General features: G+C 54.5%; 13 protein-coding genes. 2 read left to right on the forward strand and 11 right to left on the reverse strand.

What is annotated here, in order from left to right; all coding sequences use genetic code 11:
* Positions 1-34: 34 nt before the first annotated feature.
* A complete protein-coding gene (locus BMW84_RS13130; RefSeq protein ID WP_091069080.1) occupies positions 35-1,162 on the reverse strand; it encodes a deoxyribonuclease IV in 1,128 nt (375 codons plus the stop codon).
* Positions 1,163-1,358: 196 nt separating this feature from the next.
* On the opposite strand from BMW84_RS13130, the gene BMW84_RS13135 reads away from it, so the two are divergent.
* The gene (locus BMW84_RS13135; protein ID WP_091069083.1) at positions 1,359-1,823 is read left to right on the forward strand and encodes a DUF2621 family protein; all 465 of its coding nucleotides are present in this window, start codon (positions 1,359-1,361) and stop codon (positions 1,821-1,823) included.
* Between the two features lie 15 nt (positions 1,824-1,838).
* Here BMW84_RS13135 and BMW84_RS13140 read toward each other — a convergent pair whose 3' ends face one another.
* From BMW84_RS13140 to BMW84_RS13185, 10 genes are read right to left on the reverse strand one after another with little or no spacing between them, the layout of a single operon-like run.
* Complete coding sequence (locus tag BMW84_RS13140; RefSeq protein WP_091069086.1) at positions 1,839-3,431, reverse strand: DUF6382 domain-containing protein; 1,593 nt, start codon at positions 3,429-3,431, stop codon at positions 1,839-1,841.
* Between the two features lie 15 nt (positions 3,432-3,446).
* Complete coding sequence (locus BMW84_RS13145) at positions 3,447-3,947, reverse strand: A24 family peptidase (RefSeq protein WP_254772998.1); 501 nt, start codon at positions 3,945-3,947, stop codon at positions 3,447-3,449.
* A gap of 30 nt (positions 3,948-3,977) precedes the next feature.
* Positions 3,978-4,973, reverse strand: coding sequence for a TadE/TadG family type IV pilus assembly protein (locus tag BMW84_RS13150; protein ID WP_254772976.1), 996 nt, complete (start codon positions 4,971-4,973; stop codon positions 3,978-3,980).
* Between the two features lie 28 nt (positions 4,974-5,001).
* Positions 5,002-7,233, reverse strand: coding sequence for a phage tail tape measure protein (locus BMW84_RS13155; RefSeq protein WP_139209626.1), 2,232 nt, complete (start codon positions 7,231-7,233; stop codon positions 5,002-5,004).
* 43 nt (positions 7,234-7,276) lie between these two features.
* Complete coding sequence (locus tag BMW84_RS13160; RefSeq protein WP_368086719.1) at positions 7,277-7,984, reverse strand: TadE/TadG family type IV pilus assembly protein; 708 nt, start codon at positions 7,982-7,984, stop codon at positions 7,277-7,279.
* Positions 7,933-8,121: a Flp1 family type IVb pilin gene (locus tag BMW84_RS13165; protein WP_091069095.1), complete on the reverse strand. Its 189-nt coding sequence runs from the start codon at positions 8,119-8,121 to the stop codon at positions 7,933-7,935. The genes BMW84_RS13160 and BMW84_RS13165 overlap by 52 nt, the downstream gene beginning before the upstream one ends.
* A 13-nt stretch (positions 8,122-8,134) precedes the next feature.
* A complete protein-coding gene (locus BMW84_RS13170; RefSeq protein ID WP_091069098.1) occupies positions 8,135-9,007 on the reverse strand; it encodes a type II secretion system F family protein in 873 nt (290 codons plus the stop codon).
* A gap of 12 nt (positions 9,008-9,019) precedes the next feature.
* On the reverse strand, positions 9,020-9,877 hold the full coding sequence (locus tag BMW84_RS13175; RefSeq protein ID WP_254772977.1) for a type II secretion system F family protein: 858 nt from the start codon (positions 9,875-9,877) through the stop codon (positions 9,020-9,022).
* Positions 9,878-9,892: 15 nt separating this feature from the next.
* Positions 9,893-11,140, reverse strand: a complete 1,248-nt coding sequence (locus tag BMW84_RS13180) for a TadA family conjugal transfer-associated ATPase (protein ID WP_091069104.1) — start codon at positions 11,138-11,140, stop codon at positions 9,893-9,895.
* On the reverse strand, positions 11,137-12,306 hold the full coding sequence (locus BMW84_RS13185; protein WP_091069106.1) for a P-loop NTPase family protein: 1,170 nt from the start codon (positions 12,304-12,306) through the stop codon (positions 11,137-11,139). Before BMW84_RS13185 ends, BMW84_RS13180 begins: the two co-directional genes overlap by 4 nt.
* 272 nt (positions 12,307-12,578) lie before the next feature.
* Here BMW84_RS13185 and BMW84_RS13190 point away from each other — a divergent pair, with 272 nt between their 5' ends.
* Positions 12,579-13,766 (forward strand): copper amine oxidase N-terminal domain-containing protein, encoded by a 1,188-nt coding sequence (locus BMW84_RS13190; RefSeq protein ID WP_091069108.1) that lies wholly within the window; start codon positions 12,579-12,581, stop codon positions 13,764-13,766.
* The last annotated feature ends 8 nt before the right edge of the window (positions 13,767-13,774 follow it).

Consider the following 13,774-nt stretch of genomic DNA (forward strand, 5'->3'; position numbering starts at 1 on the left):
TCCTCTCATCTGCTCAAGCTTACTGTAGCTTCGGTTATGCGTACGCCAACGCTTGTTTGCCGGCCAGCCAGGCGATCAGCCGGTGATTCACGGCTTTTTCGTCAAGCTGCGGGAACAAGTTTGCAGCCAGCACTTCGTCGTACAGACGCTCCAGCGGTTCGCGCGGATCGGCTTTTTTCGCTTTAGCATCGTTCTTCAGCAGGCTCCACACATCCAGCACATATTTGCGCGACTCGATCTCCTTTTTATCAAAGAAAGCATGCAGTTCTTCCACCTCGCGGAGGAATTGCTCGCCAAAACGCTCCTTCACATTGCCGCGCAGCAGGGCGATCTCCACCTCGTACATCGGCTGAACCTTTTTCGCATCCTTGCCGATCCAAGGCGTCTCGAGAATAAACGGCAACCCGGCCAGCAATTCATGGTGGACCACTTTGTTGATCGTATCAAAGCCAATCCAGCCCGAGCCGATCGGGGTATGGCGGTCTTTGCCCGCGCCGCGCGGATTTTTGCTGTCATTGATATGCACGACGCCAAGGCGTTTGAGGCCGATCGTGTCGTCAAACTTGCGCAGCACGCCGTCCAGATCATCCACGATATCATAGCCGGCATCATGGATGTGGCAGGTATCGAGGCAGATGGACAAACGTTCGTTATGTACAACCTTGTCGATGATTGAGGCAATCTCCTCGAAGCTGCGGCCGATTTCTGTGCCTTTTCCCGCCATCGTCTCCAGTGCAATATGCACCTCGGTCTCATGGGTTCCGTTCAGCACTTCGTTCAGCCCGTCGGCAATCCGCTGCACGCCGTATTCGGCATCCTTGTCCGTAAATGCGCCCGGATGCAGCACGATATGCTTCACCTCCAGTGCATGGGTGCGGCGGATTTCCTCTTGCAGAAAATCAACCGCCAGCTGGTAGGTGTTCTCTTTGTAAGAGCCCAGATTGATGATATACGGGGCATGGACGACAATCTCTTCGACCCCGTTCTCCTTCATCGTCTGTTTGCCCTCTTCAAGGAACATCGATTCGATCGGTTTACGCCGCGTATTTTGCGGCGCGCCGGTATATATCATAAACGAAGTGGAGCCATACTCATTTGCTTCATTGGCCGCGCTCAGAAGACCCTTGTCCGCGCAGGACACATGGGAACCGATTTTCAACATGCCTTAACCCTCTTTCCTTCACGAATTATCCCCTATTCTACCGTGATTAAGGAAATAAATCTAGGCGAGGGCCGTCCCGGGTAGACAACCGTTTGCCGTACAAGCACAGATTTCTTTGAACTTCCGCCGAAAAATGCGTTATACTGGGAATGAAAAGGATGTTGTGACAATCATCACTGTCAAAGGCGGTGTACGAATGATTACAGGCACGCTGTTTCTTTTCTTATCCGCTGCGCCGAGCGGCTGGTTTATGAATTCCATAGCTTTCTGGACGTTTCTGCTGCTGGGCAGCATGTGTATCGGCGGCTATTTCATGTTTCGTAAATTCCTCAAGGTACTCCCCAAAGCCGACGGCAAATCCAAGCTGGACTGGCAAAACTACTGGGTCGAACGCAGCAGGCCAATGTGGAGCGATGAAATGAAGTCTTTTCTGGATCAGCTGGTTCAACCGGTTCCCGGTCCGTTCCGCGACATCGCCAAACATTCCATCGCCGCAGAAATCGGCAGGATCGCCATTGAGAGCAACGCCGAAGCCGTAACCCGCGAGCACTGCATTAAAGGGTACATTGCGGCCACGCCGCGGCGTGACAGCCGCTTCCTGATCACGTTTCTGGAGAAAAACGGCATCGACTATGCCCCTTACCGCCACCTGATCAAATAATTCGCCGGGCAGGCATTAAGCCGACCGGAAGATATAACGGCCTTTAATGATCGAAAACTGAACCCCATCGGTTAGGGGATACTCTTTATACGGCACCATCACCTCGCCCTGATAAATCGTCCCGTTGCGGGAATCCAGGTCTTTTAATATAAAACCGTCCGTTCCGCGGGAAATTTCAACATGCACCCGTGAAGCGCCTTCCGAATTCTCCACAAATTGCGCCACTTCGGCGGAGCGGCCGATGATAAAGCTTGGGCGGTTGATCTCGATCTTCTCGGGATAGCCGCCCTCATCCTCATGGACTCGTTCCAGATGGGGCATTCGCCGTGCGGAGGCGCCCGTTGAGGCCTCAGGTGTCCCGCGGGATAACTGGGTCGTTGCCGCTTCGGACATTGCCGGAAAAGGCGCGCCAAGGGATTTCATTCCGTGATCACCAAAGATATGCTCCACCGCAGGAGTAGATTTTTCCGACAGAGGCAACCCGGGCCGGCGTTCCAGCGGCGGGGCTTCGCGTTTAACCGGCTCAAGAGTTGAGCCGAAGTCATATCCAAAGGTCTGCCCTGCCGCTTCTTCTCCTTCATCAACCTCCTCCGTATCGCCGACTCCCCATCTCCAACGATTGCTCCAAATCATCCAGCACGCTGCCGCGATACACAGACTGCCTGCTATGCAGACGGTAAGCCACAGCATTTGGGGATGGCTAAAGTAGAGGAACTTCCACAGCAGAGCCATTGCAAGGACTCCCGCCAGCAGCGTATAAGTTTTATGCGGAGATGAGCCTGTTTCTTCTGTATCCTCCGCTTCAACGTCCGTAGCCTCCCCGGAAGCCTCAGCCTCTGGACCCAGAGAATAATGAATCAGCCACGGCGGACGTTGCACCTCCTCATCCATCGGAGCAGTGCGGCTTCGCTCTGTTTTCCGCTCTGCTTTCCTTTGTTCCGGCGGAATCTCTTGTTCCTGGAACTCAGAAGGAGCATGCAAGCGCGTACCGTCAATGCTGTCTTCCGGCGCTTCTCTTCTTTGCTGCTCTAATGGAAGGCTTGTCAACAGCTCCGCAAGCAGCAGCTTCAATCCGGCCGGCGAAAAATCAGCATCCCCGCAATATTTCAGCAGCCGCTGTATGCCGTTTCCGGCAAGCTCCGTGATTGCTGTCATCAGCGTCATCACCAGCATCTGCAGCGACACTCCCGCCCCGGGCAACTCGGCAAGCTGCACAGGTACATACGTCAAATGCGCTTTCCCGCCGTTCAGCGGCCCCTCGATAAAGATGTAATCGGCATGAAGTGCATAAAGTTCGGGCTGCAGCATATACAACTTGCCCTCGTCCATAGCTCCCGCAATCTGCAGCAGCAGACCGTAAAACGAGGTCATGTCCAGTTTTTCGCTCTTGAGCAAATGGCTGAGCATTTTCCGGCGGGATACGGCGTATTCAAGCGTAATCTGCAGGTCGACTTCACGCAGCATCAGCCGCAGATGATGTCCGATGGAGCTCCCCATCAGCATACGGGCCTGAACCATGTTCATCTGCTCCGCCGTCAATCCGCTTGGACTGCGCAGCAGCATGGATATACCGTCTTGCTGGATAAAATCGCACTGAAGTCCAAACACCAGAGAATCCCCCCGTTAATAGTAGATATAAGCGCACAGGAAACCCGGGACTACAGCCAGCATAAAAGGGAATCTGAGTCGCTCCGGCCCTTCCTTTAACAATCCCGGACTTCGCAGCAGCAGGAATACGGCAGTTTTACCGAGAATCCTCCGGACCGTACGCATCGCTTCCCGGCGCCACAGAACGATCATCCAGCCGATAACGGCACCGAATAAAACGGAATAGATGACGACCTGAAAAGAAAAGAACATTCCGCCCCAGGCACCGATTGCGGCAAACAGTTTTACATCCCCTGCGCCCACGGCGCCCATGAAATACATGGCCAGCAGAATAGCAAACCCGGTTAACGCTCCAGCCAAAGCCTGTCCGAGTCCCGGAAGCCCGAGTAGCAAACCTTGTAGGAGCAGCCCTGAAGCCAGAGCGGAAACCGTAATGACGTTCGGTATTTTCATGGACCTTAGATCGGTGGCAAAAGCGGCAGCTAAAAAGGGGAGAAAGCCCCAAAATGCCCACACAGCCAATTCGTTCCCTCCCTTCGCCGGAACTTATTTTTTTTTTACGACTTCAAACTCCGCTTTCAGCGTTGTTCCATCATCGAGTGTGATGACAAACGTCCAAGTTCCCGGTGTTGTATTGACGCCAATCTTCCATTCCCACTCGATATAACCTTGATCATCCGCCTGTTTCCAGCCCAGATATTTGGCGGTGCTTTGCCCGCTTTTGTAAAAAATGGCCAGGTTTGCCGATATGCCGGGCTTTACCTTCGCCCGAATCTTCCCCTGATGGTTAGCTACGCCGGGATTCGGTTTCTCTAACACCGTAATGCCAATGTTTTGTCCGCTGTCCGAACCGCCGGTGCCTGTCCCTCCGGATTCATCCGTCGCACCGATCCAGATCCGTTCGGCACTGCTTGCCTCCAGCACAAGGCTCTTATTTAAAAAGGGAACTTTCATCGGCAAACGGTAGCTGAGTACCAGACCAAAATACGGCCGGGTTCCTCCCTTTAAGTCGGGAACCATCACATTGGATACATGGATCCGGTCATATTCCAGCCATTCGGAAGCAAGATAGGGCCGCAGCAGCGGCTTGACCGCCAAATCAAGCGCCGCTTCCGAAGCTCCGGCCTGCAGCTTTTGCAGCGGCGCCTCACCCTTGGCCAATAAATCGCCGACCCACTCATCCAGCGGACTTGGCAGCTTCTGCGCATACGTTCCGGCCCATTCTTCGACCGACAAACGCGGCAGCGTCCATTTTCCCGTTGCAGACGTCTCCGAACTTCCGGTGCTCCCTGTTGCTTCAGCAGCCTGTGTTTTGTCGTTTTTCCATTTCTCCGCAGCGAGCGCTGCCGGATACATATGGCTGGCAACCATTTTAACGGTATCCGAAGCTGTAGCTTGCAGCGCCGTGGAATATAGGGTCATCTGAATAATAAAAATTAGGAACAATACAAACAACAGAAATGCCGGAAGCACCATAGCGGCTTCAACAACCATGCTGCCGTCTTCTATCCGGCGGAATACCGCCTTACTCCTCCGGTCCATCTCCCTCCCCCTATTTGAGAAATGCCTCCTAATAAGAAAAATCCGCCTTCACCGTCTTGAAGTACACATTTCCCTCTACACTGCCGGGCAATGTACCGTTTTTGTTCAGCACCTTGACGGCACCCGGCAAAAACCACAGCCGAAGCCCCAAACGGATTTCCGCTGAAGCATACGTGTAGCTCTCGACCGGATTTCGCCCCGTCTGCTGCCGGATGACGGCCAGCATCCGCGCAAGCTGCCCTTCGCCGCTGCCATGACTTAGTAAAAACAATCGCAGATAATCGCGATAGCTCAGCCTTACAGGCAAATACTTGGATAGCGGGATTTCGCCTTCCTTGCACAGCTGAACCATGTCAGCCGCCGCATGCTCGACCCCGTAAAGCAGCGCCGCTGCTAAAATGGCCAGCGGATTGCCCAGCTTCGCACTTTCCATGAATCCCTCCATGGTCCGCACCGCCAGACTTAGCGCAAAAATCTCGCTGTATGCTGCCGCTACATTTGCCGCCGGATGTGAAATTCCATACAGTACATACTCAAGCTCTTGTGCGGAAGGGTCCAGCGCCGCAGCTATATCTTCGCCGAGCGGTTCCGCTGTTCCAGACATCATTCCCCCGAGCTGTGAGGGGTCGAAATACGAAAAATAGAGTGCGGCATACTCGGACAGGAACAGCCGGTCACGCGCGCCTCCCATAACCGTCCCCAGCGCATCGTAGATGCCGTCGGCATTCTCCATCGCTTGCCCGCCTGCCGGATATAGGTTATTCTCGGGGACAACAGGCTGCTGTTCCGAACTTGCTGCGTGGTTGAACTCGACAACCTCGGCATAAAATTGTTCTAACTCATCGAAGCTGTCCTGGGCTTCCTGAGCGGCGCTGCCCAGACTGCGAATTTGATTCAGCAGCTTTACGGCATCGCCGAGTTTTGCTTTCGCTTCCTTCTCGATCTGCTTGCGCTGCTTGTCTGGAACGCGCCGGGCGTCAAGCTTGGCCGTTGCCTGGGTCATTTCACTGCCTGCGCTGCCATATTTGTTAAAGTAGCCTTCGGCAGCTTCCGCTGCGTTTCGGACGGCAAGGTACGCTGGCGCAATATCCGCAGTGGGGGACACGGCCTCCGCCAAAGCTCCCGGCAAAATCGTAACGGCGGAATCTACCGCCTTGGATGCTTGCTCCTGACCAGTGATACCCGCGTACCATTCGCGTAGTTCCGCCTCATTCAGCAGCAGTGCTTCCTCCTGCTCGCGCAGCGACTGCAATGAAACCGCCGGTGACGACGAATCTCCCGGGATATCCCACCCCGCCGCATTGGCCTCCCCCTGTTCCGCTCCGCTGTTGCGCGCTTGATCCAGTACCTCCTTCATTTGAGTATTCAACTCATCCGCATGCTTCAGCGCAGCTTCCGCCTCTTCCAGCAATGCGGTATGCCTGGAATGAAATTGCTCAATGGCAGGCACTATGCGCATACGGATGTCCCCGGTCTGCGTGATATAGTAACTAATAGTAGAAGTAAAACGTGCAGGCTCATCTTTATCCCGGTACACATCCGAAAAATACTTTGCGACATAATCCGCATGCATCGCTACAATATCCGCCGCCGAGTCCATGGTACCAACCGGCTCGTTAACCACTTCCCGTCCTGGCAGATTTACGATCAGCCGTTCCAAATCGCGGACACGGTCTCCGACCAGTTTCCGCTTCTCCAGCATCTCGTCCAGGGCGGCTTCCCGCTCATCGTATAGGGGCTGGAGCTTGGCGAGCAATTTCGTCGAACGCGAAGCTTCTTCCATCGCACCGGAGATGGGTTTGAATTTGGCGGCGAGTTCCAGAACGGCATCAATTGGTGCTTTATACTTCATCTCTTCGCCGATTTGCCTGCGGAAGACCTCGAATTCGCCGAGCGGGCGGGACATCTCCAGAGTGGAGGAATCCAGCTTGACCGGCAGCAGATTAAAGGCGTCGCTGCGGCCGCTTTCATACAGATTGTCGCCAAGCACTTCGGATAAAATCTGTTCGCCGCGGTCTCCCGAAAAAGCGAATAATCCGTACTTTTCGTGCAGCTGCGTATCATACGACGACATAACCGAACGTACCCCGGCCCGGGCCAGACGTTCCTGCTGGACATTGGACGCTGCGATCCGCGCGAAATCAATCAATACGGCGGCGAACAAAAACAACACGGCAAGCACCATAATCAGAAAAATCGATACCGAACCTGCATCCCTTCTGTCCCGCAGTCCATACCGCCTTCGTCTCAGCTTGGGCATCCAACCTCGCATATTCCCTCGCTTATTTTCCATGGGCGCACCTTCATTTCAGCTTGTTCAGCACAGCCGAGGCTTTCTTCGGGTTCATTTTGTCCTCCGTCCCCTCTCCGGCGCCTTTGAACTTTTCACCGTAATAGCGCATCAGGTCCACGGTGCGGATAAATTCGACGGGCTCTGCAACAAACGAACGGGCTTGTCCCTGCGGACGGGCCGAATCGGAGAGAATGTCATCCAGCACCGGCAGGCGCAGCGATTTGGAGAGCTGCGTTTCGATGCTTCTTCCTTGCAGCCCGTAATCGTAGTTCATCCTGCCCGGCAGCGGGGCCGGCAGCATATCCGCCGCTTGCCCCAGTTTCTTCATGGGCAGAACGTCCGTGTTCCCGGAGAAGGGCAGCTCGGCTGTTACTTCGCCGCCTTCTTTTCCAAGCCCGAACAAAGATTGCAGCAGCGCATCCTCGCTGATCCGCCAATAAAGACTGTCGTAACTGCCGGAAGAAAAGGAGCCGTCCTTAGACTGTTTATGGCTGTTATCCCAACTATAGGCCGCGCGCTCGGAGACGGCGGAAGCCATTTGCTGCAGCATTGATTTCTGATAGCTGTACAGGCAAAAGAACAAAAGCAGCATCGCAATTCCCATAAGGATCGGCAGCAGCATCGAGGCTTCCAGCGTAAAGCTGCCCTCTTCATGCCGCAGCTCTTTTATTCGAATACTTGCTGGCTCTTTTCCCCGGCCGTATCGATCAGATCGGATACAACCTCTTTGATCTTGTCCTTGAACAGCAACACGACAGCGATCAAAACCGATATAATCAGAATCATTTCCAGCGAACCCAGTCCTTCTTCTTCGTTCCAGAATTGTCTGGCATGCTTCAAAAAATTCGATGTCATTCATATCATCCTCCTACATGTTCAGCATCATCATCGCCGGCGCTCCCACCAGCACAATCACAATCAGAAAAATAACCACCATCGGAAATACCAGCTTGGAGGAGGCCTGCTCCCCCTGCGTCCGGCTGATTGCCTTCCGTTTCTCCCAGAGCAAACGCGACAAATCGCGCAAAGCCAGGGCAAAATCCGCCCCGCCCCGCCGGTAGTTCAGCAGAACGGCTGTAGTGAACAAAGAGACCTCCTGCACGGAGCAACGCTTGCTGAAATTCTCGAATGCCTGCTGAAAGGAATCCCCGCTCTCCCAGTCCCGGATCAGCACGGACAACTCGGTATACAGCGGATGCTCGCTGCTGCTCTTTCTGCTGCTGGCGCAGCGGATAATGGCCCGCTGGACCGTCTCTCCGGCCCCGACCAGCAGCACAATGCTGTTCAGCAGCTCCGGCAATTCAAACATCATCCGCTGCTCCCTCAGCTGCACTTTCCGGTGCAGGTCGTGAATCAGCGCCACCGGCAGCGCGATGCCCAGCAAGCCGCCCAGCAGCATCCCGGAGCGTTCGCCGCTGAGTGCGGTAAACAGGCTGCCCAGCAGCAGCAGGAGCCAAGTGTAGCTGAACATTTCCCCCAAAAACAGCAATGTGCGTTCGCTGCTGTAGCGAATCCCATATTTTCGCTGCAAAGAACGCTGGATTCGGATAAAGAATCTTGGAATCCGCCCGCCCATCCCCCCTTTCTCCAACAGCAGCAGGACCGGTCCGGCGAATTTGCGCAGCCGCAGGCCCTCCATGGGGATGCTGCGCAACCGGTGATACCGTTTGCCGCTTTTCAAATGAAGCAGCAGCCAACCAAACGCCAGCAGCACTGCAATACATCCTGAAACCCAGCGCATGCTCTCCCGCCTTTACAATGAAATGTCCATAATTTTCGAGGTCCAGCGATAGCAGAGAACCAGTCCGGCCAGTGCAAGGGTCGAGATGACAATGCCCATTCCCGTGTACATCGGTTCCATATAATCCCCTGCCGTCAGACTCATGAACATCACCATCGCCAGCGGGGCCGCCAGCATCGCCTTGGCTTCGAATTTCTTCTGGGCAATAGCGACAGAAATCTCCTGCTGGATCTCTAGCTTCTCGCCGATGATGCTTGAGGTGTGGCGGACAACCTCTACCAAATCTCCGCCTGTCCGCTTACAGACGCTGAACACATCGGCAAAACGCTCCACATCCTCCATTCCTGCACGTTTGCTGAAATCGTGGAGCGCTTCTTCCACCGGCTGCCCGAATTCCATCCGTGCGCAGATAATGCCCAGTTCTTTGGCCATGTCGCCGCGCCCGTCGGGATCCAGCATCCGTAAGTCGACCACCGCTTCGCGAAAGGCATTTTCGACGGAGCGTCCTGCGGACAATGAGGAAGACAGCGAAAACAAGGTCTGCTTGAACTGCTGGGTCAATGCCGCACGCCTCCGCTGAAGCAGATAATCTCTCAGCACACGCGGGGCGTACGCCCCGCCCGGAACCAGTAAAAGCGGAAGCAGCAGCCGATGGTAAAAAAGGTACCCGACGGCATATAACCCGATCCCGCCCAGCATCGTCGCAAGGAGCTTAAGCCGCGGGTGTAGCGCATACGTCTGATAATCCGGCAGCGCCGAATTCCCGGCGACCGGCTGCGGTTTTCCAGGCATAAGCCCCTCTGGCCTGGCTCTAGGCAGCTGATTCACCGAACGCTGCTTTGGTTTCTTCTTCCAAGGCGGATCTGACACGAAACGCTCTCCTCCTCACGGATGAATGCCATATTTTGCTACCGGATGCTTCCGAATGCCGGCCCTTTCCAGCTTCCCGGCATCCAGCAGCGGATTGCCGCTTGGAATCAGGCTCCCTATGATCCGGCCGCCATTGTCCCCGGTCTCCTTAAATTCGTATAACGGATTCAGGACCACCTCACCCTCCCTCACTCCCGCCACCTCGCAGATTTCCGTCACCCGCCGCGACCGGTCGCGCAGCCGGGATAAATGCACGAAGATATCGATGGCCGAACCGATCTGCTGGCGGACCACCGTTACCGGCAGGTCGGCGGCGCTGAGTGCCATCGTCTCCAGGCGGCTGAGCATGTCTTTGGCGCTGTTGGCATGCCCGGTAGACAAGCTTCCTGAATGGCCAGTGTTCATGGCCTGCAGCATATCCAGGCATTCTGCGCCGCGGACTTCGCCGACCACGATGCGGTTCGGGCGCATACGCAGGGAGGAACGAATCAGGTCGCGGATCGTGATCTCGCCGCGGCCTTCGGTATTGGCATTGCGCGTCTCCAGGGACACGAGGTTCGGAACGGTCGTGATTTGCAGCTCTGCGGAATCCTCGATCGTAATCACCCGCTCCTGCGGCGGGATGAACTGGGACAATGCATTAAGGAACGTTGTTTTGCCGGAGCCGGTCCCTCCGCTGATAAAGATGTTGTATCCGGCGATGACAAACAGCCGCAGCATTTCCGCCGCTTCGCCGCTCAGCGCCTCGCGCCGCACCAGATCGTCCATTGTCATCGGCGACTCCGGGAATTTGCGGATCGTCATCGCCGGTCCTTTCAGGGCAATGGGCGGCAGCACGATATTCACCCGCGACCCGTCCTTCAGCCGGGCGTCGACAATCGGAGAGGAGTCATTGACCACCCGGTTCACACCGGATACCACCGTCTGAATAATATCTTCCAGGCGCGTTCGGGACTCAAATGCTACCGGCAGCGGGCGGATCTGTCCGTCTTCCTCAACAAAAATTTCTTCATGGCTGTTGATCATGATTTCCGATATCGCCGGATTGTCCACCAGCGGCTGCAAAATATCGAGGCCGCGGAAAGAGTCATATAACCTTTTGACCAATTCATGCTTTTCCTTGGCGGTTAAATACTTCAAGCTATCCCGCCCCAAAATGACGCGTTCGATATAAGCCCCCAGCTCGCGGTTGCCTATCGATAACGTAACGTCCAACCCTTCACGGATCTCGCTGCGCAGCTCCCTGAACATCCTTTCGTTCATAGGGATCTGCCTGTGAACACCCGCGGCAAGGCAGGTTCAACAACGGTCTGGCAAAGCTTCCGGATGCCTGCAATAAATTGGGGCGAATTCAGCCGCAACTCCGCTTGATGCCTCAGCGACCAGGAGGGAATATCCGGCAGCGCTGCGTCCATCCGTAACCCTTCCGTAAGAAAGCCCCAACCAGAATCGTCCCCTGCTCTGTTCATAATGTAGGCGCTGCGTTCCAGGATGCCTGCCGCCGAGTCCGAGAAGCCGGACACATACTGCTTCACCCATCTCTCCGTCTTATAGAGGCTGGCCTCATCATTCCGCAAAATCCAGAGCAGGCTGCGGCATCGCTCCAAAACCGCCAGTGTCCGTTCCTCTTCCAGCCCGCCGGTATCCGCAAGAACCACGTCGTATTTGCCTGAACCGGAAATAAGCTCCAGGAGCTCCAGCGTGTCCTGCTTGGTCATTTGCAGCATTTCCTGAAGATTGGCCGGAGGCCGGAAGGCTTCGCAGCGCAGCCTCTCATGCCTGATGACATATTTGCCGATATCGGGTTTGATTCCCGGCCTATTCCTGTCGTCGGCATTTTGCCGGGCGTTCAGTTCATACAGCAGCCCGTCCAGCCCGGGACCTCCGGAAGAAGCCGAACGCAGCGACAGCACGCTGCTGTCCACGCTTTCCAGATTTAAATAGAATACGGACAGACCCATCTCCCCGAGTACTTTCGCCATGTTCAGCGCAACGGTCGTCTTGCCGCTGCCCCCGCTGGCCGAAACCAGACCCAGCAGCAATAATTCCTCCCTTAACGCAGCAGCAGGTTTCACCTTCCGAACGTCGCAGAGCTGCAATATCGCCTCCAGCAACGCGGGCAGCGCCTGATATTTGGCAATCGCAGTCCCGGTTTGCCCCCCAGGCCCGGAATTGACGGTTCCGTTTGTTTCATGCAGAACCGCCCAAGGTATACGGCTCCGGCTCTCCAATAGCCACGCTTCGATAAACACCGGATCACCGATCACCGCATCCGGTGTTTCTCCGCTCTTCATAAATGCCATGAAGGTCTCCATCCGGCTGAAGGCTGTAATCCGCAGCATTTCACCGTAATCGCTGTGGTGCACAAAATGCAAAAGCGGTTCAATAAACTGGCTTTCCCGGACGGCCAGTACGATTTTTGCCGCCACGGCTTCTCCTCCTTTCTGCTTAGAAACAACAAAAAAAGCACCGCCAATAACCGCTAAGCGGTCATCGGACGGTGCTTCCGTCTTTGTTCCTATAATTTACAGTTATAGTAGCACACCTGTACGTAGGCGGCAATACCTTTTTTTACCTCTATGGGTATTTTTAACCGAAAATATCCTGTACAGGATATATCCCCCTGACACATTTGCCTTTATAATAGGTTACATCTGTACATCATCTATATCCATATTATTCTAAAAGGAGAGCTATACATATGAAAGTCATTCCGGGTTTTATCGCGGCGCTTGCTTTATCCGGCACTATCAGCTTTACCGCGGCCGCAGCAGAACAACCAATTTCCGTGCTGATTGATCAGCAAAAACTGAACCTCAACACCAGTGCTCCGGTGATGGATCAGGAAACGGTGCTGGTTCCGATGCGTCCGATTTTCCAAAAGCTTGGAATGGACCTTGTTTGGGATGCTAAAACCAAAACTGTTACCGCAACTAAAGACGGACTGACCATCAAGCTGCAAATCGGCAGCAAACGGGCCACCGTGAACGGAACGGTCAAGCAGCTGAAAGCCGCGCCCAAATCGATCAATAACGTGACCTACATCCCGCTGCGTTTTGTCGGCGAAGCGACAGGGAACGAAGTGAAATGGAATGCCAAAACTCGCATTGTAGAAATCAACCGCAGTGCTCTTACCATTGATACCTCAGGCATTGATACCTTGTTTAAAAATTATGTTCTCTATTCCGACAATGAGAATCTCGCCGGTCTCATGTCTTTGATCGATCCTTCCTCCGCACTCGCCGGCATCGGTGATTCAGTGAAAGGGCAAATGGAGCTGTACGATACCAAAACGACTATCGATGATATAAAGATCGTGGATGCAAAAGCGAATGAAGCCACGGTAACTACAACGGAGACAACCAAAAAGGTCGGCGGCGCCTTCATGCTGGATTCCAGAACAGAAAATACTTATCTTCTGACAAAGCCGGCAGGCAGCAAAACCTGGCTGATCAACAACGTCCAGGTTGGCAACGTGGAGTATTCGCTTCCGCAAGGCGCACTGGATGCCGTCGTTACCGTGCCGAAGGAAGATGAATCCAAAATCAAGGCAACATTGCAGGCAAACGCGGATTATTCCAACAAAGAGGATCTGAACGGCGTATTGTCCACCCTTGACGACTCCTCGCCTATCTATGACCAAACCAAACAAACGTATGTGCAGATCTTTAAGGCCTATGACTTGGATAACGCCGTCGAATCCACCAAAATCCTGGATTACACCGCTACTGAAGCTTATGTATATACCGTTCAGACCACGAAGCGGCTCAGCGGCCCCGAGTTTACGGATAACCGTGCCTTCACCGTTAACGCGTTGGTGAAAGCGGACGACGGTTCCTGGAAAATCACGGAGACATATATTCTGGGTTACGAAGCACTAGCCAAGTAATACCTGGA

The sequence above is a fragment of the Paenibacillus sp. NFR01 genome, from assembly GCF_900111565.1.
Taxonomy (GTDB): Bacteria; Bacillota; Bacilli; order Paenibacillales; family Paenibacillaceae; genus Paenibacillus_AQ.

What these genes read in the sequence shown, in the direction of transcription:
- BMW84_RS13155 (WP_139209626.1), bottom strand. Translation starts at nt 7,233, where the DNA reads ATGCCCAAGCTGAGACGAAGGCGGTATGGACTGCGGGACAGAAGGGAT.
- BMW84_RS13135 (WP_091069083.1), top strand. Translation starts at nt 1,359, where the DNA reads ATGATTACAGGCACGCTGTTTCTTTTCTTATCCGCTGCGCCGAGCGGC.
- BMW84_RS13170 (WP_091069098.1), bottom strand. Translation starts at nt 9,007, where the DNA reads ATGCGCTGGGTTTCAGGATGTATTGCAGTGCTGCTGGCGTTTGGTTGG.
- BMW84_RS13190 (WP_091069108.1), top strand. Translation starts at nt 12,579, where the DNA reads ATGAAAGTCATTCCGGGTTTTATCGCGGCGCTTGCTTTATCCGGCACT.
- BMW84_RS13150 (WP_254772976.1), bottom strand. Translation starts at nt 4,973, where the DNA reads ATGGACCGGAGGAGTAAGGCGGTATTCCGCCGGATAGAAGACGGCAGC.
- BMW84_RS13130 (WP_091069080.1), bottom strand. Translation starts at nt 1,162, where the DNA reads ATGTTGAAAATCGGTTCCCATGTGTCCTGCGCGGACAAGGGTCTTCTG.
- BMW84_RS13165 (WP_091069095.1), bottom strand. Translation starts at nt 8,121, where the DNA reads ATGACATCGAATTTTTTGAAGCATGCCAGACAATTCTGGAACGAAGAA.
- BMW84_RS13180 (WP_091069104.1), bottom strand. Translation starts at nt 11,140, where the DNA reads ATGAACGAAAGGATGTTCAGGGAGCTGCGCAGCGAGATCCGTGAAGGG.